The 23,501-nt window shown below is 72.9% G+C and carries 27 protein-coding genes; 13 read left to right on the top strand and 14 right to left on the bottom strand.

From position 1 onward, the window contains the following. Nucleotides 1-55: 55 nt before the first annotated feature. Complete coding sequence (locus AB0J97_RS15490; protein WP_364088633.1) at nucleotides 56-664, top strand: dihydrofolate reductase family protein; 609 nt, start codon at nucleotides 56-58, stop codon at nucleotides 662-664. A 123-nt stretch (nucleotides 665-787) separates the two neighbouring features. Here the strand turns inward: AB0J97_RS15490 and AB0J97_RS15485 are convergent, their stop codons facing one another. Continuing rightward, nucleotides 788-1,486: a TetR/AcrR family transcriptional regulator gene (locus tag AB0J97_RS15485; protein ID WP_364088631.1), complete on the bottom strand. Its 699-nt coding sequence runs from the start codon at nucleotides 1,484-1,486 to the stop codon at nucleotides 788-790. Between the two features lie 140 nt (nucleotides 1,487-1,626). On the opposite strand from AB0J97_RS15485, the gene AB0J97_RS15480 reads away from it, so the two are divergent. From AB0J97_RS15480 to AB0J97_RS15470, 3 genes are all read left to right on the top strand, one after another. Further along, nucleotides 1,627-1,974 carry a hypothetical protein gene (locus tag AB0J97_RS15480; protein WP_364088629.1) on the top strand — a complete coding sequence of 116 codons (348 nt, stop codon included), beginning with the start codon at nucleotides 1,627-1,629 and terminating at the stop codon, nucleotides 1,972-1,974. Nucleotides 1,975-2,018: 44 nt separating this feature from the next. Then, nucleotides 2,019-2,618 carry an SRPBCC family protein gene (locus AB0J97_RS15475; RefSeq protein WP_364088627.1) on the top strand — a complete coding sequence of 200 codons (600 nt, stop codon included), beginning with the start codon at nucleotides 2,019-2,021 and terminating at the stop codon, nucleotides 2,616-2,618. A gap of 122 nt (nucleotides 2,619-2,740) precedes the next feature. Continuing rightward, nucleotides 2,741-3,637, top strand: coding sequence for an RNA polymerase sigma-70 factor (locus AB0J97_RS15470; RefSeq protein ID WP_364088626.1), 897 nt, complete (start codon nucleotides 2,741-2,743; stop codon nucleotides 3,635-3,637). A gap of 60 nt (nucleotides 3,638-3,697) precedes the next feature. Here the strand turns inward: AB0J97_RS15470 and AB0J97_RS15465 are convergent, their stop codons facing one another. Then, a complete protein-coding gene (locus AB0J97_RS15465) occupies nucleotides 3,698-4,522 on the bottom strand; it encodes an alpha/beta fold hydrolase (protein ID WP_364088623.1) in 825 nt (274 codons plus the stop codon). 81 nt (nucleotides 4,523-4,603) lie between these two features. Between AB0J97_RS15465 and AB0J97_RS15460 the strand changes: the two genes are divergently transcribed. The 3 genes from AB0J97_RS15460 (at nucleotide 4,604) to AB0J97_RS15450 (ending at nucleotide 6,828) form a co-directional block, all read left to right on the top strand. Next, nucleotides 4,604-5,194 carry a TetR/AcrR family transcriptional regulator gene (locus AB0J97_RS15460; protein ID WP_364088621.1) on the top strand — a complete coding sequence of 197 codons (591 nt, stop codon included), beginning with the start codon at nucleotides 4,604-4,606 and terminating at the stop codon, nucleotides 5,192-5,194. A 694-nt stretch (nucleotides 5,195-5,888) separates the two neighbouring features. Next, a complete protein-coding gene (locus AB0J97_RS15455; RefSeq protein ID WP_357699739.1) occupies nucleotides 5,889-6,425 on the top strand; it encodes a dihydrofolate reductase family protein in 537 nt (178 codons plus the stop codon). A gap of 1 nt (nucleotide 6,426) precedes the next feature. Next, nucleotides 6,427-6,828 carry a hypothetical protein gene (locus AB0J97_RS15450; protein WP_364088619.1) on the top strand — a complete coding sequence of 134 codons (402 nt, stop codon included), beginning with the start codon at nucleotides 6,427-6,429 and terminating at the stop codon, nucleotides 6,826-6,828. Nucleotides 6,829-6,959: 131 nt separating this feature from the next. On the opposite strand, the gene AB0J97_RS15445 is transcribed toward AB0J97_RS15450, so the two are convergent. Beyond that, on the bottom strand, nucleotides 6,960-7,427 hold the full coding sequence (locus AB0J97_RS15445; RefSeq protein ID WP_357699743.1) for a GNAT family protein: 468 nt from the start codon (nucleotides 7,425-7,427) through the stop codon (nucleotides 6,960-6,962). A 198-nt stretch (nucleotides 7,428-7,625) separates the two neighbouring features. On the opposite strand from AB0J97_RS15445, the gene AB0J97_RS15440 reads away from it, so the two are divergent. Beyond that, nucleotides 7,626-7,910 carry a hypothetical protein gene (locus tag AB0J97_RS15440; protein WP_357699745.1) on the top strand — a complete coding sequence of 95 codons (285 nt, stop codon included), beginning with the start codon at nucleotides 7,626-7,628 and terminating at the stop codon, nucleotides 7,908-7,910. Between the two features lie 65 nt (nucleotides 7,911-7,975). Here AB0J97_RS15440 and AB0J97_RS15435 read toward each other — a convergent pair whose 3' ends face one another. Together AB0J97_RS15435 and AB0J97_RS15430 are read right to left on the bottom strand one after the other, a co-directional pair. After that, nucleotides 7,976-8,938: a DUF6596 domain-containing protein gene (locus AB0J97_RS15435; RefSeq protein ID WP_364088616.1), complete on the bottom strand. Its 963-nt coding sequence runs from the start codon at nucleotides 8,936-8,938 to the stop codon at nucleotides 7,976-7,978. Nucleotides 8,939-9,076: 138 nt separating this feature from the next. Then, nucleotides 9,077-9,406: a YciI family protein gene (locus tag AB0J97_RS15430; RefSeq protein WP_364088614.1), complete on the bottom strand. Its 330-nt coding sequence runs from the start codon at nucleotides 9,404-9,406 to the stop codon at nucleotides 9,077-9,079. A gap of 34 nt (nucleotides 9,407-9,440) precedes the next feature. Here AB0J97_RS15430 and AB0J97_RS15425 point away from each other — a divergent pair, with 34 nt between their 5' ends. After that, nucleotides 9,441-9,872 (top strand): SRPBCC family protein, encoded by a 432-nt coding sequence (locus tag AB0J97_RS15425; RefSeq protein WP_364088613.1) that lies wholly within the window; start codon nucleotides 9,441-9,443, stop codon nucleotides 9,870-9,872. Here the strand turns inward: AB0J97_RS15425 and AB0J97_RS15420 are convergent. Further along, a complete protein-coding gene (locus AB0J97_RS15420; protein ID WP_364088610.1) occupies nucleotides 9,869-10,564 on the bottom strand; it encodes a response regulator transcription factor in 696 nt (231 codons plus the stop codon). The genes AB0J97_RS15425 and AB0J97_RS15420 overlap by 4 nt on opposite strands. Beyond that, nucleotides 10,545-11,822, bottom strand: coding sequence for a histidine kinase (locus tag AB0J97_RS15415; RefSeq protein WP_364088609.1), 1,278 nt, complete (start codon nucleotides 11,820-11,822; stop codon nucleotides 10,545-10,547). The genes AB0J97_RS15420 and AB0J97_RS15415 overlap by 20 nt, the downstream gene beginning before the upstream one ends. 102 nt (nucleotides 11,823-11,924) lie before the next feature. Here AB0J97_RS15415 and AB0J97_RS15410 point away from each other — a divergent pair, with 102 nt between their 5' ends. After that, nucleotides 11,925-12,908: a hypothetical protein gene (locus AB0J97_RS15410; RefSeq protein ID WP_364088608.1), complete on the top strand. Its 984-nt coding sequence runs from the start codon at nucleotides 11,925-11,927 to the stop codon at nucleotides 12,906-12,908. A gap of 11 nt (nucleotides 12,909-12,919) precedes the next feature. On the opposite strand, the gene AB0J97_RS15405 is transcribed toward AB0J97_RS15410, so the two are convergent. After that, a complete protein-coding gene (locus AB0J97_RS15405; protein ID WP_364088606.1) occupies nucleotides 12,920-13,621 on the bottom strand; it encodes a hypothetical protein in 702 nt (233 codons plus the stop codon). Nucleotides 13,622-13,691: 70 nt separating this feature from the next. On the opposite strand from AB0J97_RS15405, the gene AB0J97_RS15400 reads away from it, so the two are divergent. Beyond that, nucleotides 13,692-14,555: a LysR family transcriptional regulator gene (locus tag AB0J97_RS15400; RefSeq protein ID WP_364088604.1), complete on the top strand. Its 864-nt coding sequence runs from the start codon at nucleotides 13,692-13,694 to the stop codon at nucleotides 14,553-14,555. A 33-nt stretch (nucleotides 14,556-14,588) separates the two neighbouring features. On the opposite strand, the gene AB0J97_RS15395 is transcribed toward AB0J97_RS15400, so the two are convergent. From AB0J97_RS15395 to AB0J97_RS15375, 5 genes are all read right to left on the bottom strand, one after another. After that, nucleotides 14,589-15,920: a serine hydrolase domain-containing protein gene (locus tag AB0J97_RS15395; RefSeq protein WP_357699763.1), complete on the bottom strand. Its 1,332-nt coding sequence runs from the start codon at nucleotides 15,918-15,920 to the stop codon at nucleotides 14,589-14,591. Between the two features lie 89 nt (nucleotides 15,921-16,009). Further along, nucleotides 16,010-17,041 (bottom strand): PHB depolymerase family esterase, encoded by a 1,032-nt coding sequence (locus tag AB0J97_RS15390; RefSeq protein WP_364088601.1) that lies wholly within the window; start codon nucleotides 17,039-17,041, stop codon nucleotides 16,010-16,012. A gap of 128 nt (nucleotides 17,042-17,169) precedes the next feature. Then, on the bottom strand, nucleotides 17,170-17,478 hold the full coding sequence (locus tag AB0J97_RS15385; RefSeq protein WP_357699767.1) for a MiAMP1 family antimicrobial peptide: 309 nt from the start codon (nucleotides 17,476-17,478) through the stop codon (nucleotides 17,170-17,172). A 234-nt stretch (nucleotides 17,479-17,712) separates the two neighbouring features. Then, nucleotides 17,713-18,903 carry an Ig-like domain-containing protein gene (locus AB0J97_RS15380; protein ID WP_364088599.1) on the bottom strand — a complete coding sequence of 397 codons (1,191 nt, stop codon included), beginning with the start codon at nucleotides 18,901-18,903 and terminating at the stop codon, nucleotides 17,713-17,715. Nucleotides 18,904-19,059: 156 nt separating this feature from the next. Next, entirely contained in the window at nucleotides 19,060-21,228 is a 2,169-nt protein-coding gene (locus AB0J97_RS15375) for an ATP-dependent RecD-like DNA helicase (protein ID WP_364088597.1), read from the bottom strand. Between the two features lie 304 nt (nucleotides 21,229-21,532). Here AB0J97_RS15375 and AB0J97_RS15370 point away from each other — a divergent pair, with 304 nt between their 5' ends. After that, complete coding sequence (locus AB0J97_RS15370; protein WP_357699773.1) at nucleotides 21,533-22,030, top strand: GNAT family N-acetyltransferase; 498 nt, start codon at nucleotides 21,533-21,535, stop codon at nucleotides 22,028-22,030. Between the two features lie 36 nt (nucleotides 22,031-22,066). On the opposite strand, the gene AB0J97_RS15365 is transcribed toward AB0J97_RS15370, so the two are convergent. After that, entirely contained in the window at nucleotides 22,067-23,020 is a 954-nt protein-coding gene (locus AB0J97_RS15365; protein ID WP_364088594.1) for a radical SAM protein, read from the bottom strand. A gap of 95 nt (nucleotides 23,021-23,115) precedes the next feature. Between AB0J97_RS15365 and AB0J97_RS15360 the strand changes: the two genes are divergently transcribed. Next, nucleotides 23,116-23,439 (top strand): multidrug efflux SMR transporter, encoded by a 324-nt coding sequence (locus AB0J97_RS15360; RefSeq protein WP_357699777.1) that lies wholly within the window; start codon nucleotides 23,116-23,118, stop codon nucleotides 23,437-23,439. The last annotated feature ends 62 nt before the right edge of the window (nucleotides 23,440-23,501 follow it).

Here is a 23,501-nt window from a genome sequence, read left to right as displayed (position 1 = left end):
GGCACAACGCGACACGGCGTGGCCGGACGGCCCCGCCCCCGCATGGAGGGTCATCATGAGGACGATCAGCGCAAACCTGTTCATCTCGCTCGACGGTGTCATCCAGGACCCGGCCGACTGGCACTTCCCGTACTTCGACGATGAGATGGGCGCGGCGGTGACGTCGCAGATGGCCGACACGATGCTGCTGGGCCGCAAGACCTACGACAGCTTCGCCGGGGCGTGGCCGCAGCGCGAGGAGGCGGGCGGCGAGGACGCCGATTTCGCCAGGACGATCGGCGACGCGCGCAAGATCGTGGTGTCCCGTCAGCCGCTGGAGTTCACCTGGCGCAACTCCGAGCTGCTGCAGGGCGACCTGGTCAAGGCCGTGACCGCGCTGAAGTCCGAGCCGGGCGGCCGGATCGCGATGAGTGGCTCGGTCTCGGTGGTCCGCCGGCTCCTGGCCGCCGGGCTGCTGGACGAGCTGCACCTGCTCGTGCACCCGATCGCGGTGCGCAAGGGCGAGCGGCTGTTCGACGAGGGGGACACCCCGATCCCGCTGGAGCTGGTCAGCTCCCAGACGTTCACCACGGGCGTGTTGTACCTGGTCTACCGTCCCGCCGAGGCCGTGGGCGAGGGCTCCTACGACGACGCCAAGGCCCATCTGCCCCAGGACGTCCGGTAACGCTCGGTAACGCGCGTCGCGCAGGTCCGGTCCCGCCTCGCGCGGGGCCGGGCCTGTGGCGCGTCTCGGGCGGGATCGGGCCGGGCCGCTCCAGCCCGGGCCGGGTCTGTGGTGTGTGCCGGGTCAGCGTGCCAGCAGGTCGTCCACTTCGGCGGCGAAGAGCAGGGCGGGGTCGAAGCCCATGCCGGTGAAGTGGCCGGCCAGTTCCAGGGACAGCACGCCGTGGACCCGGGTCCAGAAGCTGAGCGCCTGGTGCAGGACGGCGGGCGGGGCGGGGTGGCCGGCGGCCCAGTCGCCATGGTCGGCCAGGTGGCGTTCAAGCAGGCTGGCGGGCTGCTCGGGCTGCTCGGGCGGGGTGGCCGAGCCGGCGTCGAGCAGGAGCGTCATGATCTGGGATGAGATGGCGGTGATGTCGTCGGGGGCGTGGTAGCCGGGGACGGGGGTGCCGTAGATGAGCAGGTACCGCTGGGGGTCACGCAGAGCCCAGCTGCGTACGGCGTGAGCAAGCACGGCCAGGCCACCCCCTTCCTCGCTGCTTGTCCCGCCGTTTTTCCCGGCGGCTTCTTCGGCGGCTGTTCGGAGGGTGTCGGCGAGGCTGCGGTAGGCGTCGCGGATGAGTTCGGTGATCAGCTCGTCGCGGTTGGCGTAGTAGCGGTAGAGCGCGGGGCCGCTCATGCCCATCTGTTTGGCGATCGCGTTGAGGGACAGCGCGGAGGCTCCGGTGGTGGCGATCTGCCGCCAGGCGTGTTCCTTGATCTCTGCGCGGACCTGGGCGCGGTAGCGCTCGCGCGGGGTCGCCGTGCCGGTGTCCGCCATGGTCATACCGCCTTCCGCTACACCTCAGAAATTTAGTTAGAGGCTATCACGAACGTTGTTGACACTCCGCTCGCCGCACGGTTATAACTTCTAACGAACGCACGAGCTTCTAGCCGCTCGTGGCCGTCCAGGTGAAGGGGAACGTCATGACCAGCACGTACCAGCCGCCCGCCCGTACCGGTCGCGGCACGCCGGTGGCGGTGAGCGTCGCCGCCTGGGCGGTCCCCGTCATGGTCGTCGGCCAGTTCGCGCTGCTGGCGGCCGTTCCGGTCGCGGTCGTGCTGGTCGGCGCCCTGCGTCACGCCCGGGACCGGGCGGTGCGATGGGCGGCCGTGCTGGTCGCCCTCACCTACGCGGCGCCGCTGGCCGTGTGGCTGGTCCGGTCCGACGCGGCGCCGAGCCTGTCGAAGGACCTGCACCCCGCCTTCGCCGTGCTGATCGTCGCCGCCTGCGCCGCCCTGGTCGCGGCCGTCCTGCGGGCCGGCCGCCGCTGAGGCGTCCCCTTCGATCTCGATCCCTCAACGAGAGGAACACCACCATGTTCAGCAACGTCCGCATCGCCTCGTTCCTGATCCCGCTGGCCGTCGTCGGCGTCCTGGCGGGCAACGTCCCGGCCGCCCAGGCCACCACTCACGAGTCCCGGTGCCGCGGGGAGGGCGTGGACGCCTCGGCCCGCATCCGCTACCACGCCGACATCGTGATCAAGGCTCCGCTGAGCAGGATCTTCCGGCTGCAGACCCGGGTGGAGGGGTGGCCCGACTGGCAGAAGCCCGTCCTGTCCAGCAAGCGCCTCGACCAGGGCCCGCTGCGCGCCGGGTCGTCGTGGCGCTGGACCACCCCGGCTCCGGCCACCGCCACGACCCCGGCCACCACCATGCACATCACCTCCACCTTGCGCCGCCTCAAGAGCGAGGACTGCCTGCTGTGGAGCGGCCCGGCGGTCGGCGAGGGCGTGCGTATCGACCAGGGCGTGCACCTGTGGACGTTCACCCGGGTCAAGGGCGGTGTGCGCGTGCACACCGAGGAGACCTGGACCGGCGCCCAGGTCGAGGCCGACGTGGCCACCTCCACCAAGCTCCTCGGCGCGGGGCTGGAGGCGTGGCTGCGCGACCTGAAGACCGCCGCCGAGTCCCGCTGACCGCCCGCGCCCTGTGACGCACGCCCTGTGACGCACGCCACCGTCGCCGGATGTCACAGGGCGGCGGCGGCCGGCGTCCTGTGCGTGTGGCAGGGTCGAGAACCGACAGGCAGGAGCAGATTGTGAGCCAGAGCGCCGAACCGGCGGACCCGTCCGACAGCGCGACCCGGACGTTCGTCGCCCATCGCAACCTGCTGTTCACCGTCGCCTACGAGATGCTGGGCTCGGCCGCCGACGCCGAGGACATCCTGCAGGAGACCTGGTTGCGGTGGGCGTCGATCGAGCTGGAGGGCGTGCGTGACCGGCGCGCGTTCCTGGTCCGCATGGTCACCCGGAAGGCCCTGACCCGGCTGCGCACCCTGCGCCGGCGTAAGGAGTCCTACGTCGGCCCGTGGCTGCCCGAGCCGCTGCTGACCTCGCCGGACGTGGCCGAGGACGTCGAGCTGGCCGAGAGCGTCTCGATGGCCATGCTGCTGGTGCTGGAGACGCTCCATCCCACCGAGCGCGCGGTGTTCGTGCTGCGGGAGGTGTTCGGCCTGGACTACGACGAGATCGCCGAGGCCGTCGCCAAGACCCCGGCGGCGGTGCGGCAGATCGCCCACCGCGCCCGGGGTCATGTGGCCGCGCGCCGTCCCCGCGCGAGCGTCTCGGCCGAGCAGGCCCGCCAGGCGCTGACGGCCTTCCAGGGCGCGATCGAGACCGGCGACCTGCGGGGCCTGCTCGACCTGCTGGCGCCGGACGTCGTCCTGCTCACCGACGGCGGCGGCGTGGTGCGGGCCGCGCTCGCGCCGGTCGAGGGCGCGCTCACGGTGGCCGGGGTGCTGTCCAGGATCGCCGGCGCGGCCCGTCTGCGCCCGGCCCAGGTCAACGGGCATCCGGCGTTGATCGTCGAGATCGACGGCGAGGTCGACTCCGTCCTGGCCATCCGCCTGGACGACGGTCTCATCAGCGGCCTGTACGCCGTGCGCAACCCCGGCAAGTTGTCGCGGGTCGAACACGAAACCGTCGTGACCCGCTGACACGACGCGCCGACATCGACATCCGGGTGCGGCAGGCGCCCGGTCGCCGATCATGTCCCGTCACAGGACGCGGTCCAGGAAGGCGAGGATCGTGCGGGCCAGGGTGACGCGGTGGTCCGACAGGGCGTGGTCGGTGGGGAAGAGGTGGTGTTCGAGGCGTTCGACGGGTTGTGCCTGGTAGGCGGCGACGAGGGGATCGTGGTGCACCTCGTTCGGGGTGACGGCGTCGTGGCCGGTGCCGATGAGGAGCACGGGGCGGCCGGCCAGCCGTGGTGCGAGCCGGGCCAGTTGCCAGGCGTCGCCGGCCGCCTCCATCTCGCCGACCAGCCCCTGCCCGCTGGTGCCGCGCAGGGGAGCCAGCTCGCCGTCGAACGCCTTGACGTACCGGGCGCGAACCTCGGCGTCGTCCCGGCACAGCGCGGCGGCCGCGCCGAGGTCGAACGCGGCGGCGGAGGCGACGGCGGCCACGGACGGATGGGCCGCCGCCGTCATCAACGCCGCGAACCCGCCCATGCTGTGACCGGCCAGCGCCAGACGCCGCAGGTCGAGCCGATGAGCCTCGGCGAGGCCGGGCAGCCCGGCGACGACGGCGGCCGCGTCCTCCAGCACGTGCCCCCAGGACCACGAACCGCCGACACCCCACGATCCCCGGTAGTGGAACACCAGGCCGGCGTACCCGGCGCGACGCAGTGCCTGGGCGAGGTCGAAGTTGCGTTCGTTGCCGGGGAATCCGTGCAGCAGCACGACGGTGGGGTGCGGGCCGCGTCCGGCGGGCACGTGCAGCACGCCGAGCAGGCGCTCGCCTCCGCTGTCGAACGTCACCTCCGGCGTGGTGGCCGGGAATTCGGGGTCACGCGGCGGGTCAGCGGCAAGCGGATCAAACATGGGCGAACTCCCGGAGATCGAACCGATCGGTACGAGCCGAGACGTTAGCATCGGATCGAACCGACCGGTACTATCTGTGCCATGCCCGTGGCCAAAGGCTCCACGATCGACCCCGCCCGCACCCGCGCCGCCATCCTGGGCGCCGCCACCGAGCTGCTGTACGAGCACGGCCTCGACGGCATCGGCGTCGCCGGACTGTGCTCCGGCATCGGCATCTCCAAGGAGACCCTCTACCGCCACTTCGGCACCAAGGACGGCCTGGTCGAAGCCGTGCTGCGGGAGCGCAGCGACCGGGTCGCACGCCGGCTGGCCTCCTGCGCCCAAGCCGCGGGCGACGATCCGCGCGCCCAGCTGGCCGCGGTGTTCGACGCTCTGCGGCAGTGGTACGACGACCCGGTCTTCCGCGGCTGCGCCCTGCTGAACGCCGCCGCCCAGCACCACACCGATCCCGTACGGGCCATCACCGCCCGCCACCTGGACCGTTACCTTGAGCTGCTGACCGGCATCGCCGAACGCGCCGGGGCCGCCGATCCGCGACTTCTGGGACGGCAGCTGCTGATGCTGGTCGAGGGCGCTACCGTCGTGGCAGCCCACCACGACAGCACCGACGCCGCCGACCAGGCCCGCCAAGCCGCCTTGACCTTGCTCTCCGCCGCCACACCCCACACCTAGCAACCCCCGCCCCCGGCCCGCACGCCTCTCCCTGTCGCGCTCCGCCCTGTCGCGCTCCGCCCTGTCGCGCTCCGCCCTGTCGCGCTCCGCCCTGTCGCGCTCCGCCCTGTCGCGCTCTGCCCCGCCCTGCCCTGCCCCGCCTAGCTGCGCTTCGCCTGGCTGCGACCGGCCGCGCCCAGGGCCGCCCCGCGCAGTCCCGAACTCAGCCGACCGTCCTTAGTGCGCGATGGGGGCCGTTCCGTAACAACCGGCGGCGGGGGCCCTCCGCCCGCGTTCGAAAGCCGTTCTGCGCGCCCGACAATCCGCACCCACGCGGGGGCTCCCGCGTGCTCACCATCCCGCCCGTCTTCCTCTCGCCGCACCCCCCTGCCCGTCTTCACCACCCCACCCGAACGCCACCCCCGCCTTCGCCTCTCGCCGCCCGCCCAGGGCCCCGCCCGCGCGGAGGCTTTCGGGTGTCGCCGTCCGGCCCGAGGCCGCGCCGCCGTCGCCTTTCGCGGTCCCGCCCCCAAGCCCGCGCCGTCGCCGCGTTTCACGGCCCGCTCCCGTGGCCGCTGCGCCGTTGAGCAGCGCGTATCCCATACCATCGGCCACCTCCACACCCCCGAATCTCGGACAAGCGAAGTCGTCTTGACAACTTCATTTGTCGGTGGGAAGGTTGAGCCACCTCAAGGACTCAAGGAGAGCGACAATCATGAGAAAGATCACCGCGGGCCTGTTCATCTCCCTCGACGGCGTCGTCGAGGCCCCCGACACCTGGCACTTCCCGTACTTCAACGACGAGATGGGCCAGTCGGTCGGCGAGCAGATGCAGGCCGCCGACGCCATGCTGCTGGGCCGGAACACCTACGAGGAGTTCGCCGCCTACTGGCCGAACCAGGACCCCGAGAAGGAGCCGATGGCCGAGGCGATGAACTCGCAGACCAAGTACGTCGTCTCCACCACACTGACCTCGCCGTCCTGGCAGAACACCGAGGTCGTCAGCCTGGCCGACCTGGCGGCGCTGCGGGAGCGCCCCGGTGGGAACATCTCCGTCGTGGGCAGCGGCACCCTGGTCGTCTCGCTGCTGCGCGAGGGCCTGCTCGACGAGCTCAACCTGCTGCTCCACCCGATCGTCGTCGGCTCGGGCAAGCGGCTGTTCGACGACGCGCGCGAGCAGATCCCGCTCCGCCTGACCACCTCCACCACCTTCAGCACCGGCGTGCTGAACCTGATCTACACGAAGGCATGACATGACCGCCAAGACCGTCGCCGACAAGCTGCTCATCAAACCGCGAAGCAGCGTGTGGGTCTCCGACCCCGCCCACCGGCCGCTCCTGGGGCCGCTGCCGGAGGGCGCCCAGGAGGCCGAAGCCGTCAAGGACGCGGACGTCGCGTTGATCTTCGCCTCCGACGCCGCCGCGGCCCACCGCATCCTGGACGAGCACCGCGACGAGCTCACCACCCCGCCCGTGGTCTGGGTGGCCTACCCCAAGGGCAACAAGTCCGACATCAACCGCGACACGCTGTGGCCCATCGTCGGCGAGTACGGGCTGCGTCCCAACGGCCAGGTCGCGGTGGACGAGGTGTGGTCGGCGCTGCGCTTCCGCGCCCTGAAGGAGGGCGAGCCCCCGTTCACCGGCGGCCGCGGCTGACCCCGCAACCCCGTCGGACGCCCCCGCCAAACCCAGCCCCCCAGGCGAAACCCGCACCCCGGGAAGCCCGCGCCCTGGCCGGAAGCCGGTCGGCGACGGCCCGCCCGGTAAAGGCCCACCTCCACCCGAAATCAGGCGGGCAGGTCGTCGCCCAGCACCATCAGCAGATGCTCGTCGTCGCCGTGCAAGACCGTGCCCGCGTGCCGGAACCCGTGACGTTCCAGCAACCGCACCGAACCGGTGTTGCCCGCGAAGGGGTCGGCGTGCAGGGGCCTGGTCCTCTCCTCCGCCAGGAACAGCCCCAGCGCCGTGGTGCCGACGCCGTGGCCCCAGTGGGAGCGGCCCAGCCAGTAGCCGACGAACCGCCGCCTGCCCTCCCACCAGGACACGATGTTCCCGGCCACCTCCCCGTCGACCGTGACCGCGCGCACCAGGACGGTGGGATCGCCGAGCACCCGGGTGGCCCAGTGGGTCATGAAGGCCGCCCGCTCGCGCGGGACGAACCTGGACCGCCGGACGGCCTCCTCGTCGTGCTCCTGCTCCAGGAACACCTCCAGATCGGCCTCCTGGACGGGCCGCAGCCGCACGTCATCGCTCATGCCCGCCGAGTGTGCCACCCGGCACCGACAGTTCTCCGGCGGCACGCGCGCAAGGCGACCGTTTCCATCACCCAACGTGATCGCCGCCCCGGCCTTGAGCTGCGGACGAGGGATTTTACCCGGCCATCGAGCTTCACGGAGAGTGACATGGGGTAGTCACGGTGCAGAGTCGCCCGCTCGGGCAGGGAGGAGGAGCGCATGACAGGCAGAGCCGTCAGCGAGCCGGGGGCCGTCGTCGAGGTGCCGGCGGCCACGCTCGCAGGCGGCGGTGTCGCGGCCCAGGTCGCGACGGGCCCGGGCACGTTCCCGGGCAGGGCCGCGGGCCGCTGCGGCCATCACGGTCGCCCCGACGTTCACCCCCATGACGCGGGGCAGGCCGCTGTGCGCAGCAGGGCCGCGTACCGCCGGGCCGGGCACGCCAGGCCGTACCTCACCGCGTACGGTCTGGCCGGCCACGGCGGGAGTTCCTTGCCCGGGTCGTGATCCCGAGGCCGGTCCCGCCGCCGATGCTGACTTCCCCAGTCCTCAGCCCCGGCGGCGGGACCTTCTCATGCATCCGCCCGTGTCACCTCCGCCAGCCGCCTGGCCAGGTAGCGGCGCTCGGCCTCGGCGGGGGCCAGGCCGAGCGCCCGCCGGTAGGCGGTGGCGGCCTCGTCCCGGTGTTGCAGGCGGCGCAGCAGGTCGGCCCGGGTGGCGTGCAGCAGGTGGTAGTCGCCGAGCGCGCCGGTGGCGGCCAGGCGGTCCACCAGCGCGAGCCCCGCCGCGGGGCCGTCCGCCATGGCGACGGCCATGGCGACGGCCACGGCGACGGCCACGGCGCGGTTGAGCTCGACCACGGGGGAGGGCAGCAGCGTGGCCAGCCGCCCGTACAGGACGGCGATCTGCGGCCAGTCGGTCGCGGCGGGCTCGGCCGCGGTGGCGTGGCAGGCGGCGATGGCGGCCTGCACCTGGTACGGCCCGGCCGCCCGCCGGGCCAGTGCCGTCTCCAGCACGAGCAGGCCCTCCTCGATCTCGGCGCGGTTCCACAGCGTGCGGTCCTGCTCCTCCAGCGGCACCAGCGTGCCGTCGCCGGAGGTCCTGGCGGGGCGGCGGGCGTGGTGCAGCAGCATGAGGGCCAGCAGGCCGCCGGTCTCGGGCTCGCCGGGCAGCAGGCCGGCCAGCAGCCGGGCCAGCCGGATCGCCTCCTCACCCGGCCCGCGCGGCCCGACACCGGAGCGCCCCTCGCTCTCGTCCCATGCGGACTGGCCGGAGTAGCCCTCGTTGAACAGCAGGTACAGAACGCCCAGCACGGCCTGGAGACGTTCGGGCAGCAGGTGCGGCGGCGGCACGCGGAAGGGGATGCCGGCCTGGCGGATCCTGCGTTTGGCGCGGACCAGGCGCTGCGACATCGTCGCCTCCGGCACCAGGAACGCCCGCGCGATCTCGGCGGTGCCCAGCCCGGCCAGCGTCCGCAGGATGAGGGCGACCTGCGCGGGCAGCGGCAGCGCCGGATGGCAGCAGCAGGTGAACATCGTCGCGCGGCCAGCGTTCCAGGGCGGCGGCGAAGGCGTCCTGGGCGCACTCCTCGGCCAGGTCCCAGTCGCCGGTGAGCCGGATGAGGGCGGCCACGACCGTGCCCCATTCGGCGCGGAAGACCGCCTCCAGGTCGTTCACGGCTCCAGGACGGGCCTGATCTCGATCGAGCCGTAGCGGGCCACCGGGTGGGCGGCGGCGATCTCGACCGCCTCCCGCATGCCCTCGCACTCGATCAGGGTGAACCCGCCGATCTGGTCCTTGGTCTCGGCGAACGGCCCGTCGGTGAGCAGCACGTCGCCCGCGCGCACGCGCACGGTGGTGGCCTCGGCGGCCGGTCGCAGCCCGATGCCGCCCCGGACGACGTCGCGCCCCGCCATCTCCGCGCTCCAGCCGCCGCACCCGTGCAGCGCGATCTCCTCCGGCACGTCGGATTCGTCCAGCCCGATCATGAGCACGTACTTCATGTCCCCGAGGATGGCCAGCACGAGGAGGCGGGCGATGAGACCGGTGTACGCGGGTGCGGCCGTGCAGGTCGCGGCGCCGCCGCAGGAGGTGTTCGCGCTGATCACCGACTGGCCGCGGCATCGCGAATGGATGTTCATGACGTCGGCGCGGCAGGTGGGCGAGCGCCGGGTGGAGGCCTACACCGGGGTGCGGCCGGTGGGGTTCCTGGACACGATGACGATCCTGGTGTGGGAGCCGCCGTCGTACGTGCTGATGGAGCACACCGGGCGGCTGGTGCGCGGCCGGGGCGCGATCCGGGTGCGGCCGTGGCGGGGCGGCAGCCGGGTGATCTGGGCCGAGGAGCTGCTGCTGCCGCTGGGCCCGGCCGGACGGGCGTTGTGGCCGGTGACGCGGCCGATCGTGACGGCCCTGGCCCGGCATTCGCTGCTCCGGCTGGCACGCCTGCTGCCGCCCGGCCCGGACTAGGTGGCGTCGTGGACGACCAGGGCCAGCTGCACCCGGTTGTCCAGGCCCGCCTTGGTCAGGATGCGGGAGATGTACCCCTTGACGGTGCCCACGCTCATGTGCAGCTCGCCGGCGATGACCGCGTTGGGCTTGCCCTGCCCGACCGCGAGCGCCACCTGCCGCTCGCGTGCGCTGAGGGCCGACAGCACGCGGCGGGCCTCGGCGCGCCGCCGGTCGTCCTCCTCGGGCATCAGGTGGGCGATCAGGCTGCGGGTGACGCTGGGCGACAGGCTGGGCTCGCCGGCCATCACCCGCCTGATCGCCTCGACGATGCCCTCGGGAGGGGTGTCCTTGAGCAGGAAGCCGCCGGCTCCGGCGCGCAGCGCCCGCAGGACGTGCTCGTCGGCGTCGAAGGTGGTCAGGATGATGACGTGCGGGGCGCCGGTGCGGGCGCGCAGACGCCGGGTGGCCTCGATGCCGTCGAGGCCGGCCATGCGGATGTCCATCAGCACCACGTCGGGGGCGTGCTCGCCGACGGCGGCCTGGACGTGGGCGCCGTCGGCCACGGCGCCGACCACGCGCAGGTCGGGGGCGCCCTTGAGCATCAGCGTCAGCCCGGTGCGGACGAGCGCGTCGTCGTCGACGATCAGCACCCGGATCGGGCCGGGCACACTCGGCGGCTCACTCGGCGGCTCACTCGGCGGCTGGCTCACGGGGCCATGGTAGCCGTGCGGCCAGCCGGAACCCGCCGTCCGCGGCCGGTCCCCGTTCCAGCCGGCCGCCGGCCAGGGTGACGCGTTCCTCCAGTCCGGCCAGCCCAGCTCCGGCGCCGGTGGCGGCCAGCGCCGGAGCCGGCCCGGCGGGCGCGGGGTTGCGCACCTCGACGGTCAGCTCCCGGCCGGCGGCGCCGCCGACCTCGACGGTGACGGGACGGCCGGGGGCGTGCTTGCGGGCGTTGGTCAGACCCTCCTGCACGACGCGGTAGGCGGTGCGCCGGGTCGTCTCGGGCACGTCGGCGAAGCGTACGCCGTCCTGGCGCAGGTCCACGCGCATCCCGGCCCGCCGTGATTCCTCCACCAGCGGCGCCAGGGCCGCAGGCGCCGGCGGCGTGGACGGGCTCTGCCGCAGCACCCCGATGACGCCGCGCAGCTCCTGCAACGCCTGGTGGGCGCTGGAGCGGATGACCTCGGCCGCCTCGGCGACCTCACCGGGGGTGGCGGCGGCGTTGAAGCCCAGCGCCCCGGCGTGCACGGCCAGCAGCGACAGTCGGTGGGCCAGCACGTCGTGCATCTCGCGGGCGATGTCCAGGCGTTCGGCACGGCGGGCCTCCTCGGCGCGGCGCCGCTGGTCGGCCTCGGCGCGGCGGGCGCGTTCGGCCAGCGAGGCCAGCAGTTGCCGCCGCGTCCTGGCCAGGATGCCCCAGCCGGTGACCGCCCCGCCGAACAGCACGGCGACCAGCGCCCACACCGGGTACGGCGCCAGCCCCGGCGGCCGCAGCGCGAACCTGGCCAGCGAGGCGGCCACCCACGCCAGCCCGACCGCGACGGCGGCGGGCGGGCGCCGGTGGAGCGCGACCAGGAGCGTGGCGATCCCGGCCGCCACCGACGCGGCGGCCGCCGGCACCGACAGCGCGACGGCGACCAGCCCGGCGGCCACCGGACTGCGGCGGCACCACCACAGCGCCGCGCACGCCGCCGCCCCGCCCGCCACATCCGCCCACAGGTACCAGCCGGGCGTGCCGGGGGTCAGGTCTCCCCCCACCACCGAGACGGCCGCGGCCAGGGCGAGCACGATCCCGCCCGCGGCCGCCGCCCCCTCCCGCCACGACCACCCGCCGACCTGCCCCACCAGCGCCCGTCTCCCCGCCGCCTGCCCGGCCTGATCCTCGCCGCCCGTCTGCGGGCCGCCCGCCCCGAACACCATGGCCGATCGTAGCCCGCGCCCGCCGAGCCGGCCGGCAACCCCGGTCACCGGCCATGACAACCAAAGTCACCTCCGGCTCACGACCGCGGTGGCCACGGACCGGCCGCAAGGCAGCAGCGCCGAGCCCCCGCCGCGGGCGAGCGTGAGGTCATGGTCTCCCTTCGGGCACGCGGCCGGTGGGCCGCGCTTGTGCTGGCCGGGCTCACCCCGGTCCTCGCCGAGCTCACGCTCGGCAATCCGCCGCTGCGCCAGGCGTGGCTGCTGCTGGTGTGGACGCCCATCTACGGCGCCGGCACCCTGCTGATCCGCGACCTGGTACGCCGGGCCGGCCGCGGATGGGGGTCGGTGCTGCTGCTGGGGGCGGCGTACGGGATCGTGGAGGAGGGGCTGGCGCTGCAGGCCCTGACCAGCCCCACCCTGTACGGCGCCGCGGGCTGGGCGCCGCGCGTCCTGGGCCTCAACAGCGCCTACGCCGAGCTCAACATCCCCTACCACGCGGTGTTCAGCGTGGCGCTGCCGATCCTGCTGGCCGACCTGCTGTTCCCGTCGCTGCGCGAGCGCCCCTACCTGGGACGGGCCGGGCTGGCGGCGACGGGCGTGGTGTTCGTCCTGGGCGGGCTGCTGCTGCGCTGGACGGCCACCTTCATGGACCCCGGTTACCTGGCGCCGTGGCCGATGACGGCGGGGCTGCTGCTGGCGGTCGCGGCGCTGGCCGTGCTCGCGCTGCGCGTCCTGCCGCCGACCGCACCCCCGCCCGCCGGGGTTGCGGGCGACGTTCCCGCCCCGGCGGTGGTCGCGGCCGGGGCCGCCGTCGTCGCGTTCGGGTACCTGGCGCTGCTGTTCCCCTTCGGCGGCGCCCGCCATCCGGCCTTCACCCAGGGCGGCTGGGTGGTGGCGCCGATGGTGGCCGCCGCGCTCCTGGCGGTGACGGCCGGGCTGCTGCTCCGGCGGTGGGCGGTGGGCGGCGCCTGGCGGGACCGCCACAGCCTGGCCCTGGCCGGTGGCGCGCTGGCCGGGCACACCGCGTTCGGGGTGCTGGCCAACGCCGAGACGGTCGCCGACCGGGCCGGGCTGGCCGTGCTCGGGCTGGCGGTGGCCGCCCTGCCGGCGCTCCTGGCCCGCCGCAGCCGCTGACCCGGCTGCGCTCAGGAGACGGGCACCGGCGGGTGGGCGTGGCGGCGTACGGCGGCGGCGAACGCGCCGATCAGCGGGTGCGGCCGCCGCCCGTCGCCGGCCAGCTCCGGCTGGAACAGCGTGCCGACGAAGAACGGGTGCCCGGGCAGCTCGGCCACCCGCACCATGCCGTCCTCGGCGTGGCCGGAGAAGACGAGCCCGTGCTCGGCCAGCGTCCGGCGGTAGGCGTCGTTGAGGCCGTAGGAGCAGCTGTATGCCTCCACGACGGAGGTGGCCCCCATGATCTGCTCGACCCGCGAGCCGGGGGTCAGGCGCACCAGGCCCTCGTGCCCGACCAGCGAGCACGACAGCGGCTCCACCAGGAACGCCTGCGCGGCGCCGGGGGTGTTCTCGGCGTGGGCGACGTCCAGCCCGCACACGTTGCGGCCGTACTCCAGCAGCATGTGCTGGAAACCGCCGCACGTGCCCAGGAACGGGATGCCCAGCTCCCGGGCGGTGCGGGCGGCGTTGACCGCGCCGGCCTCGCTGACGTACGGGCTGCCGGGCACGACCCAGATGCCGTCGAAGCCGCCGAGGTCGTCGGCCTCGGTGCTGGGGATCCAGTACGGGTCCAGGGCGATGCCGTCACGTTCACGCAGCGCCTCGATCAGCCGGGGGATGCGGACGTGCGAACGGACACTGGGAGAACGGTCTCCCACCAGGGCGATTCTCATGCCCCCATCGTGGCCCCCACCCCCGCTTAAGCGCCAACGATGATGTCTGCACCTGCTATAAGCACTACTGATGGACCCGAATCTGTTGCGCACCTTCGTGACCGTGGCCCGCCACCGGTCCTTCTCGGCCGCCGCCCACGAGCTCGGCTACACCCAGTCGGCGATCTCCCAGCAGGTCGCGGCGCTGGAGGCCGACCTGGGCCTGCCGCTGCTGAACCGCCGCCCGGTGGAGCCCACCGCGGCCGGCGAACGGCTGCTGGAGCACGCGGCGCCGCTGCTGCTGCGCCTGCGGGCGGCACGCGCCGACGTGTTGCGGGCGGCCGCCCAGCCGGCCCACCGCCTGCGCCTGGCCGCCACCCCGCTGGCCGTCAACGCCGTGCTGGCCGAACGGCTGGCCGCCGCGCGCGCGGCCCAGCCGCGCCTGCACGTGGTGGTGCGCACCTGCGGCCGGGAACACCTGGCCGAGCTGCTGGCCGAGGGCGAGGCCGACCTGGGGCTGGCTGATGGCATCGCCGCCCCCAGCGACCCGCTGCGCCTGCCGGAGTCGGGGCCGATGACCACGGTGGGGGTCGGCGAGGAGGACCTGGTGGTGGCGCTGCCGCCGGGCCATCCGCTGGCGGGCAGGCGGGCCCTGCGCCTGGCCGACCTCGTCGACGCCCGCTGGCTGCAGACGCCGCTGTGCCCGTTGCCGCGCCTGCGCGACCTGGCCGGTGACGGCTTCGCCGCCGCGATGGTCTACGAGGGCGACGACGTGCACACCGTGCTCAACCTGGTGGCCGCCGGGCACGGGCTGACGCTGCTGCCGGCCTCGGCCGGGCCGGGGGTGCCGCTGGTGGCGCCACGCCTGGTGCACCGGGTGGAACTGCTGCACGGCACGCTACCGCCCGGCCCGGCCACCGCCCTGGCCCGGACGCTGGCCGGCCCGCCGGGCTGACGCCCTCCCCGACGGGCAGACGAGCCGAAGGGCTCAGGCGTGCCAGCCGGTCACGCCACCCGGCACCGGCGCGGCCGGGTCGTAGGGTTCGCGGGTGAAGACGAACGTGTTGAGGTCGAGGTGGTCGGCGGCCACGCGCAGCGTCTCACCGGCGTAGTAGCCGTCCAGCCCCAGCCACGTCCCGTCGTCCTGGGGCACGAAGCGGGAGGCGCGCCCGCTGCCGTCGACGGGCGCCAGCGACAACCCACGCCCGGGCAGCAGCCGCAGCGCGTACGGCTTGGGCCCCCAGTGCCACAGCCCGGTCAGCGCCAGCAGGGCGGGGTCGGCGGGGGCGGGCTGCCACTCCTCGGGCAGGCGCGGCTCGTGCTCGTCGAGGATGTCGAGCAGGTCGGTGGGCAGGGTGTAGCTCATGCCGCTGGTGGTGTTGGCCATGAACAGCACGCCCACGCCTTGCGCCGGGTCGGCCCACACGGTGGCCAGGAACCCGGGCATGGACCCGGTGTGCCCGGCCAGGCGGCGCCCGCCGGCGCGGGCCAGTTGCAGGCCGAGCCCGTAGCCGGCGGTCCAGGAGTCGCCGTCGGCGACGCCGGCCGGTTCGCGCATCTCGGCCAGCGTGTCGGGCGACAGCACGCCGCCGGTGTCGCCGCCGACGAAGGCGGCCCAGCGGGCCAGGTCGTGCGGGGTGGACCACAGCTGCCCGGCCGGCCCCATGGCCACCGCGTCGTGCTCGGGCTCGGTCAGCACGACGTCGGCCCACGGGTGGACGGCGTAGCCGGTGGCGTGCGGGGCGCGGGGACGGGCGGTGGTGGCGTTCATCTCCAGCGGCGCCAGCACCTCCTGCCGCACGGCCTGCTGCCAGCCGGTGCCGCGCAGCCGGGCCACCAGCTCGCCCAGCAGCGCGAACCCGACGTTGGAGTAGTGGTAGAGGCGGCCGGCCCGGTGCTTGACCTGGTCGGGGCCCACCTGCTTGAGCAGGTCGGGCACGTCGAGGCCGGGGGTGCGCTCCCACCATTCGGTCGGCGGCTCGGCGGTCAGGCCGGAGGTGTGCGACAGCAGCTGGGCGATGGTGGCCTGCCCGGCGGCGGTGCCGGGCACGTGGCGCTCCAGCGGGTCGGTCAGCGCGATCTTGCCCTCGTCGCGCAGCCGCATGACGGCCACGGCCACGATCGACTTGGTGATCGACCCCAGCCGGTACTGGGTGGCCTGGGTCGGCGGTCCGTCGCCGACGCGGCCCCGGCCGCCGAACCACACCGTCCGCCCGTCGCGGACGATCGCCGCCGTCAGCGACGGCACCCTGCACTCGGCCTGCTCGACGGCCAGCCTGCGCAAAAGCGCACGGGCCGTCACCTGTCCCACCTGACTCATGGCGACAGACTAGCGGCGTCGACCCTCCACCCGGTGCGCACCCGTCGGCTCACCCCCGTGGCCCTTTCCCCGGGGCGGCCGGTGGGCGGTCAGTGGGCGGGGGCGCGGTCGAAGGTGTCGAGGATGAGCCGGCTGGCGTCCAGGTCGCGGGCGGTGTGGCCGAGCCGGGGCACCTCGATGGGGCCGGGCCAGGTGTGGCCGCCGCCCTCGACCGTGTACAGGCGCAGCGTGGCCCCCCGAGGGCAGGACGCCCACACGCGCAGCCGGACGCGGGGCTGAGGGCTGGTGGTGGCGGGGGGCGAGCAGTGCTGGGCGGCGGCCCAGGCGTCCATGGTCTGCTCCACGGGGGGCAGCACGACGAGCGCGGCCAGGTTCCTGAGCTCGCCGCCGGTCTCGGGGTGGCCGCCGCCATAGGGGACCAGGCGGTCGGCGGTGCCGTGGAAGGCGACCATCGTGGTGGGGGCGGGGGTGCGGCAGGGCTGGGCGATGGGGATGCCGGCCACGGCGGCCACCCCGCTCAGGCGGCCGTCCAGGGCGCAGACCAGGGAGGCGGCCAGGCCCGCGCCGTAGGACAGGCCGGCGGCGAACTCACGGCCGGGGTGGACGCACTGGCGGCCTTCGACCTCGTCGAGCAGGGCGGCCAGGTAGGCGGCGTCGTCGGGGCCGGCGGTGTGCGGCAGGGTCCAGGCCAGCCGTCCGGGGGCCGATCGGGGGGTGATGACGATGTAGCCGCGTTCGGGGCCGATCCGGGGCAGGCGGCTGTAGGCGGCCTGTTCGGCGGCGTCGGAGCCCAGGCCGTGCAGGTTGAGCAGCACGGGGTGGGGGCCGGGGGAGTCGGGGACGGCCAGCAGGTAGCGGCGGGTCAGGCCGGCGAAGGTGAGCTGGTGGGAGCCGGAGGTGAGCCGGTGCGCAGAGGCGGCGCACCCACGGCTCACCGTGGCCCTCAACCGCTCCCGCGCTCGGCCTTGTGCCTGGGCCGGCGCGGATGCCCGGCCCGGCAGCGAGGTGGAGGCCGGGAACGGCGGCCGGCCGGTGCCCGGCCGGGAGGGGGTCGCGCAGCCGGACGGCAGCACGCCCAGCAGGAGCATCAGCAAGGCCGTGGCGGCGGCGCTCCTGCCCATCTCGCCCCCTTGCGCGTGCCGATGGTCCTACCGCCAGTCTGCCTTGCGCCGCAGGCCGGTACGCGCGCGCCCCGAGGCCGGCCGCCCCCGGGGTGCCTGAGGGGACGGCCGGCCTCGCGGGGGGCTGGTCAGCACACGATGAAGATGCTCTTCCAGCCGACGGGGGTGCGCTGCTCGGCGTTGCGGTTGGAGGCCAGCTCGAAGTGCATCACGCCGGTGGCGTTGGGCTGGTTGTACATGCGGCCGCTCTGGCCGTCGCCGTACCACTTGTAGGAGCCGTGGTAGGGGATGTTGGACACGCCGCAGGCGTCCAGGACGACCGAGCGGCCGGTGAAGCCGCGGCCTTCGTAGGCGACGTATTGGGAGGCGTACGCGGCGCCGGCCGAGGCCAGGACGAGACCGGCCGTGATCGCGGGGACGAGAAGGATCTTCTTCAACGTGTTCTCCTTCGGGGTTCCTGACGAATGCCTACGGCCAGTCATCGTATGGCAACCCTCCGTGCACGTCGAGGCGTTTTCGCTGATGGCGACGGCAAAGGCCGGCCCTGCACGGTTCGGCGGACCGCAAAACAACAGCCGCTCAGCGCCGCGAATGGTTCGGCGGCGATGAGCGGCTGGAAGACGTCCCGGAGCCGGGGGAGCGAGGGGGAGCCGGCGGGAACGGGGGAGCGGTCAGGCCTTGGCGTTCAGGGCGCTGCCCTTCTTCCACTGCGAGAAGGGCATCTGCCAAAAGCCCCAGCCGTTGTTCCACTCCAGCTTGCGGTCGGTGCCGGAGATGTCGACGACGTCGCCGCGCTGGAAGTTGTCGTAGAACCACTTGGCCTGGTCGGGGCGGGAGTTGATGCAGCCGTGGCTGACGTTGCGCGTGCCCTGGGCCCAGACGTTGTCCTTGGCGTGGACGTACTCGCCGGAGTTGGAGATACGCACGGCGTGGTCGATCATCACGTCGTAGTAGCCGGGGTCGCCCTTCTTGCGGCCGGGGGAGATCATGCGCACCGGGTTGCCGCGTTCCATGGTCAGGTGGACGCCGGAGGTCGTGGTGTACTCGCGCGTGGTGGCCATGCCGGCGCTGATGCGCATGGTCTGCACGCGCTTGCCGTCCTTGTAGACGTACATCATGTGGGTCTTGGTGTCGACCTTGCTGATGACCTTGGCGCCGATCTTCAGGTTGGCGGTGTAGTCCTTCACGCCGTACAGGCCCTCGCCGGCCTTGACGCCGGTGATGCGGGCGTTGAGGGTGACCTTCTGGTGGGCGGGCCAGTACTTGGCGGTGCGGTAGATGACGGTGGTGTCGTTGATCCACCGCCAGGCGCCGGTGACGGGCTTCTCCGCCTCCACCTCAAGGGCGCGCTCGATGGCCGCCTTGCCCGTGACGGGCTGGTTGAAGGTGACGATGATCGGCGCGCCGACGCCGAGGGTCTCGCCCTTGGCGTTGGGGGTGACGTCGGCGACCTGCAGCTCCCGCGCGGGCTTGACCGTGGTGAAGGTGCTGGTGGCGTCGGTCGCGCCGGCCTTGGCCGAGACGTTGTAGTTGGTGGAGGGCTTCAACGGCGTCCGCGAGACCCACTTGGTCTTGTCGGCGTTGAACCTGCCCTCGACCGTGTGGCCGCCGCCCTCGACGGTCACCTGCTCCAGCGCGCCGCCGGCGGAGGTGACCACGACCTTCTTGTCGGGGCTGACCTTGGCACTGCCTTCGGCGGGGCTGATGGTGACGGTGGGCGCCTGCGGGGTGGCCACCGTGGTGGCATCGGGCGCCTCCGGCCCGCGCGAGGCGGCGTTGCCGCTCGAGCAGGCCGTCAAGGCCGCCACCGCCAGCAGCGCGAGGCCGGCGGCAGACTTCGTCCATGCGGGCGCAACGTTCAAGACTGTCCTCTCCCCCAGGGCGGCAAACCCACCCCAAAGACTTTAATGCTCCTGCATGTATGACGCAGAATCATTTAGGAGAGTTCGGTCACATTTGCATCACTAATTGCTGTCAACCCCAGGTCAACCGGGGTCAACGCGCCGATCAACACGGCGTCAGGGCCGCTCCAGCCGATGGGTCAGGCTCGTGTGCCGCCGCCCGGCCCCCTTGGTCCGTACGGCCTGGGCCAGCGCCCGCCGCGACCCCACGATCACCACCAGCCTCTTGGCCCGGGTGATCGCGGTGTACAGCAGGTTGCGCTGCAACATCATCCACGCGCTGGTGGCCAGCGGAATCACCACCGCCGGATACTCACTGCCCTGACTGCGGTGGATGGAGACGGCATAGGCGTGAGCCAGCTCGTCCAGCTCGTCAAAGGCGTAGTCGACCTCTTCGTCCTCGTCCGTACGCACGGTGAGACTGTGGTCGTCGGGACGGATGCCGGTGACGATCCCCACCGTCCCGTTGAACACCCCCGCCGCACCCTTGTCATAGTTGTTGCGCAACTGGGTGACCTTGTCACCCACCCGGAAGACCCGCCCCCCGTAACGCCGCTCGGGCATGCCCTCCCGCGCCGGCGTCAACGCCTCCTGCAACGCCATGTTGAGCGCGCCCGCCCCCGCCGCACCACGATGCATCGGCGCCAGCACCTGCACCTCACGCCGGGCGTCCAGCCCGAACCTGGCCGGGATCCGCCGCGCCACGACATCCACCGTCATCGCCGCGATCTCCTCCGGCTCCTCACACGGAAACAGAAAGAAGTCCGACATACCGGCCAGCACCGGATGATGCCCGGTGTTCACCCGGTGAGCGTTGGTGACCACCCCCGACTCCTGCGCCTGACGGAAAATCTGCGTCAACCGCACCCGGGGCACGTCCGCGGCCGCCAGCAGATCCTTCAGCACCTCCCCGGCCCCCACCGACGGAAGCTGGTCCACATCACCCACCAGCAACAGATGCGTGCCCGGCGCCACGGCCTTGAGCAGCTTGTTGGCCAGCAGCAGATCCAGCATCGACGCCTCGTCCACCACCACCAGGTCCGCATCCAGCGGATTGTCACGGTCGAACGTGGCCTCCCCACCCGGCCGCAACTGCAACAACCGGTGAACAGTGGTGGCCTCGTGCCCGGTCAGCTCCGACAACCTCTTGGCCGCCCGGCCCGTCGGCGCCGCCAGGATCACCCTGGCCCGCCTGGCCCTGGCCAGCGTCACGATCGACCGCACGGTGAAACTCTTGCCGCAACCCGGCCCGCCGGTCAGCACCGCCACCTTGCACGTCAGCGCCAGCCGCACCGCCTGACGCTGCTCCGGCGCCAGCTCCGCACCCGTCTGGGCGGCCAGCCACCGCTCGGCCCGCTCCCAGTCGACCTCGGCGAAGGCCCGCAACCGGTCATGACCACTGTGCAGCAACGACAACAACCCCCCGGCCAGCGACACCTCGGCCCGATGGAAGGGCGGCAGATACACCGCCGGCACACTGTTGTCCCCGGCCGGCACCTGCTCACGCACCACCCCCTCCTCGGCCGCCAGCTCCTCCATGCACCGCGCGGCCAGCTCCGCCGGCACCTCCAGGATCTTCACCGCGTCGGCGACCAGATTGGGCGAGGGCAGGTAACAGTGGCCGTCATCGGCCGCCTGCGACAACGTGTACCGCAGCCCCGCCTTGACCCGCTCAGGACTGTCGTGCGGGATGCCCACGGCCTGAGCAATGGTGTCGGCCGTCTTGAACCCGATACCCCACACCTCATCGGCCAGCCGGTACGGCTGCTCACGCACCACCGAGATCGACGACTCACCGTACTGCTTGAAGATCCGCACCGCGATCGAGGTGGACACCCCCACCCCCTGCAAAAAGATCATCACCTCCTTGATGACCTTCTGCTCCTCCCACGCGGCCGCGATCATCTTCGTCCGCTTGGGACCCAGCCCCGGCACCTCCACCAGCCGCTGCGGCTCCTGCTCGATCACCTCCAGCGTCCCGGTACCGAAATGATCGACGATCCGCTCGGCCATCTTCGGCCCGATCCCCTTGATCAGCCCCGACCCCAGATAACGCCGGATACCCTGCACCGTGGCCGGCAACACCGTCGTGTAGGACCACACCTCGAACTGCCGTCCGTACCGAGGATGAGACGTCCAGCGCCCCCGCAACCTCAGCGACTCCCCGACCTGCGCCCCCAGCAGCGGCCCCACCACCGTCAACAGCTCCGCCCCCGACCGCTCGGTGGCCACCCGCGCGATCGTGTACCCCGTCTCCTCACTGGCGAACGTGATGCGTTCCAGCACGGCGGAAAGCTCGGTACCGACGACACCAGACGCACTCTCGCCCACCGCTCGCCCCTCCCACCGATACACCTGCGGTGCCAGGGTAGAGGAATCACCACTTATGAGAACCGTGACCACCCGCCGCCCCCCAGCCGCCGATCTCAAGGCGACCGCGAGACAGGGGAGAGGGGGCGACGACAGGCACACCCGGGGCGCCGGTGATCGAGGCCGGGGGAGTGCACCCTGAGGGCATCGATACGCAGTCAGGACTCGGCGACCACCCCGTCAGCACCCACCCCCGACGGCACCCCTTACAGTGACACCGGTGAAGATCAGACAAGGCCGCCCCGGCGACGACGCGCTCCTCCTGACCATGTTCGACAGCGCCGTGCAATGGCTCGTCAGCCAGGGACGCACCGGCCAATGGGGCACCCGCCCCTTCACCGGCGACCCCCGCCGCACCCAGCAGGCCACCGACTGGCTCGCCGGCGGCGGCATGCGCATCGCCGAACTCGACGGCGAGCCGGCCGGCTGCATCGTCGTCGGCGACGCCCTGCCCTACGTCACCCCCGCCACCGAACCCGAGCTCTACGTCCAGGTCCTCGTCATCGACCAGCGCCACTCCGGCCGAGCCGTCGGACGGCACCTGCTGCAATGGGCCTTCCAGGAAGCCCGCGACCGCGGCCTCGGACTCGTCCGCGTCGACTGCTACGCCGGCGACGACGGCCGCCTCGTCTCCTATTACGAAAGCTGCGGATTCACCCGCGAGGCACCCTTCACCGTGGGGGAGTGGCCCGGCATGATCCTCCACCACCGCCCCTGAACCCCGCCCAACCCGAGCCCACCCCGGGCCAGGGCCTCACACCAGCGCCAGCTGCGCCGCCCGCGGCCCCCGCCCCACCGGCTCCGGCGCACCGCACCGCATCCCATAAACCCGGCACAACTGCGCGATCTGCCCCGTGATGCGCTGCTCATAGCCCGGGGAGGGGAGACCCGCCCGATCGTAGAGCTCCTCATAACGCTCCACCAGGTGCGGATGCGCCCCGGCCAACCACCGCAAATACCACTGCCGCGTCCCCGGCGGCAACCGCAACACCACCGGCTCCACCGCCACCGCCCCCGCACCCGCGATCCGCCGCACCGTCGCCGTCAACTGGTCAGCGGCATCACTCAGCAACGGCAACACCGGCCCCATCAGCACCCGGCACTCCACCCCGGCCTCCACCAGCGCCGACACCAACTCCAACCGAGCCTGCGCCCCCACCGCCCCCGGCTCCACCGCACGCCTGATCCGCTCGTCCACGAACGCGATCGACACCGCCACCCGCGCACCGGCCCCCGCCAGCACGGCCGCGTCCCGCAACACCAACCCACTCCTGGTGTACACCGTGAACGGCACCCCCGCCGCCCCCAGCGCCCCCACCACCCCCGGCATCAACCGGTACCTCTCCTCAGCGGCCTGATAACAGTCGCCACCCACCCCCACCGCCAGCGGCTCACCCGCCCACCGCTCCAGCTCCGACCGCAACCGCTCCACCACGTTCGCCCGGACCACGATCCGCGTGTCGAAATCAGCCCCCGCGTCCAACCCCCACCTGCGATGACCGTCGCGCGCCCCGCACCCCAGACACGCATGCGCACAACCCCGATAAGGCGAGACCGCCCACCGCTCGGCGATGCCCGCACTCCCCGGCACCCGCTCGATCACCGTACGGGCCTGCGTCTCATAGAAACCGTCACGCACCACCGCACGCCGCTCGATCAGCGGCCGGTCGTCGACGGCCTCGACAAGCGCCAGCGCATCCCAACCCACCCGACCAGTGGAACACGCATTCGACTGCCTTTTCAAGCGGAACCCCCCCACTAAACTGGCACACCCGTCCCACTTACCCGCCCCCGAGGAACCCCATGGCCTGGATCCTGCTCGCCTTCGCCATCGCCTCCGAAGTCCTGGCCACCACCGCACTCAAACTCAGCAACGGCCTCACCCACATCGGCTGGACCATCGCCGTCGCCACCGGCTACATCACCTCCTTCGTCCTGCTCGCCCGCGCACTCAAACTCCAACTCGACATGGGCACCGCCTACGCCGTCTGGTCCGGCGCCGGCACCGCCGCCATCGCCCTCATCGGCGCCACCCTCATGGGCGAAACCCTCACCCCCCTCAAAATCGGCGGCATCCTCCTCATCATCGGCGGCGTCATCGTCCTCAACCTCGCCGGCAGCCACTGACAAGCAGGCAACCAGGCCACCCAGAAAACGCGTTGAACACCCCCCACCCCCTCCCTACACTG

This window comes from Nonomuraea sp. NPDC049607 (genome assembly GCF_040675375.1).
Taxonomy (GTDB): domain Bacteria; phylum Actinomycetota; class Actinomycetes; order Streptosporangiales; family Streptosporangiaceae; genus Nonomuraea.
This window is presented reverse-complemented; position numbering and strand designations above follow the sequence as displayed.

Bases quoted from the DNA above. Each gene is read 5' to 3' on its own strand.
- AB0J97_RS15490 (WP_364088633.1), top strand. From the start codon at position 56: ATGAGGACGATCAGCGCAAACCTGTTCATCTCGCTCGACGGTGTCATC.
- AB0J97_RS15485 (WP_364088631.1), bottom strand. From the start codon at position 1,486: ATGACCATGGCGGACACCGGCACGGCGACCCCGCGCGAGCGCTACCGC.
- AB0J97_RS15480 (WP_364088629.1), top strand. From the start codon at position 1,627: ATGACCAGCACGTACCAGCCGCCCGCCCGTACCGGTCGCGGCACGCCG.
- AB0J97_RS15475 (WP_364088627.1), top strand. From the start codon at position 2,019: ATGTTCAGCAACGTCCGCATCGCCTCGTTCCTGATCCCGCTGGCCGTC.
- AB0J97_RS15465 (WP_364088623.1), bottom strand. From the start codon at position 4,522: ATGTTTGATCCGCTTGCCGCTGACCCGCCGCGTGACCCCGAATTCCCG.
- AB0J97_RS15460 (WP_364088621.1), top strand. From the start codon at position 4,604: ATGCCCGTGGCCAAAGGCTCCACGATCGACCCCGCCCGCACCCGCGCC.
- AB0J97_RS15455 (WP_357699739.1), top strand. From the start codon at position 5,889: ATGAGAAAGATCACCGCGGGCCTGTTCATCTCCCTCGACGGCGTCGTC.
- AB0J97_RS15450 (WP_364088619.1), top strand. From the start codon at position 6,427: ATGACCGCCAAGACCGTCGCCGACAAGCTGCTCATCAAACCGCGAAGC.
- AB0J97_RS15445 (WP_357699743.1), bottom strand. From the start codon at position 7,427: ATGAGCGATGACGTGCGGCTGCGGCCCGTCCAGGAGGCCGATCTGGAG.
- AB0J97_RS15440 (WP_357699745.1), top strand. From the start codon at position 7,626: ATGACAGGCAGAGCCGTCAGCGAGCCGGGGGCCGTCGTCGAGGTGCCG.
- AB0J97_RS15435 (WP_364088616.1), bottom strand. From the start codon at position 8,938: ATGTTCACCTGCTGCTGCCATCCGGCGCTGCCGCTGCCCGCGCAGGTC.
- AB0J97_RS15430 (WP_364088614.1), bottom strand. From the start codon at position 9,406: ATGAAGTACGTGCTCATGATCGGGCTGGACGAATCCGACGTGCCGGAG.
- AB0J97_RS15425 (WP_364088613.1), top strand. From the start codon at position 9,441: ATGAGACCGGTGTACGCGGGTGCGGCCGTGCAGGTCGCGGCGCCGCCG.
- AB0J97_RS15410 (WP_364088608.1), top strand. From the start codon at position 11,925: ATGGTCTCCCTTCGGGCACGCGGCCGGTGGGCCGCGCTTGTGCTGGCC.
- AB0J97_RS15405 (WP_364088606.1), bottom strand. From the start codon at position 13,621: ATGAGAATCGCCCTGGTGGGAGACCGTTCTCCCAGTGTCCGTTCGCAC.
- AB0J97_RS15400 (WP_364088604.1), top strand. From the start codon at position 13,692: ATGGACCCGAATCTGTTGCGCACCTTCGTGACCGTGGCCCGCCACCGG.
- AB0J97_RS15395 (WP_357699763.1), bottom strand. From the start codon at position 15,920: ATGAGTCAGGTGGGACAGGTGACGGCCCGTGCGCTTTTGCGCAGGCTG.
- AB0J97_RS15390 (WP_364088601.1), bottom strand. From the start codon at position 17,041: ATGGGCAGGAGCGCCGCCGCCACGGCCTTGCTGATGCTCCTGCTGGGC.
- AB0J97_RS15360 (WP_357699777.1), top strand. From the start codon at position 23,116: ATGGCCTGGATCCTGCTCGCCTTCGCCATCGCCTCCGAAGTCCTGGCC.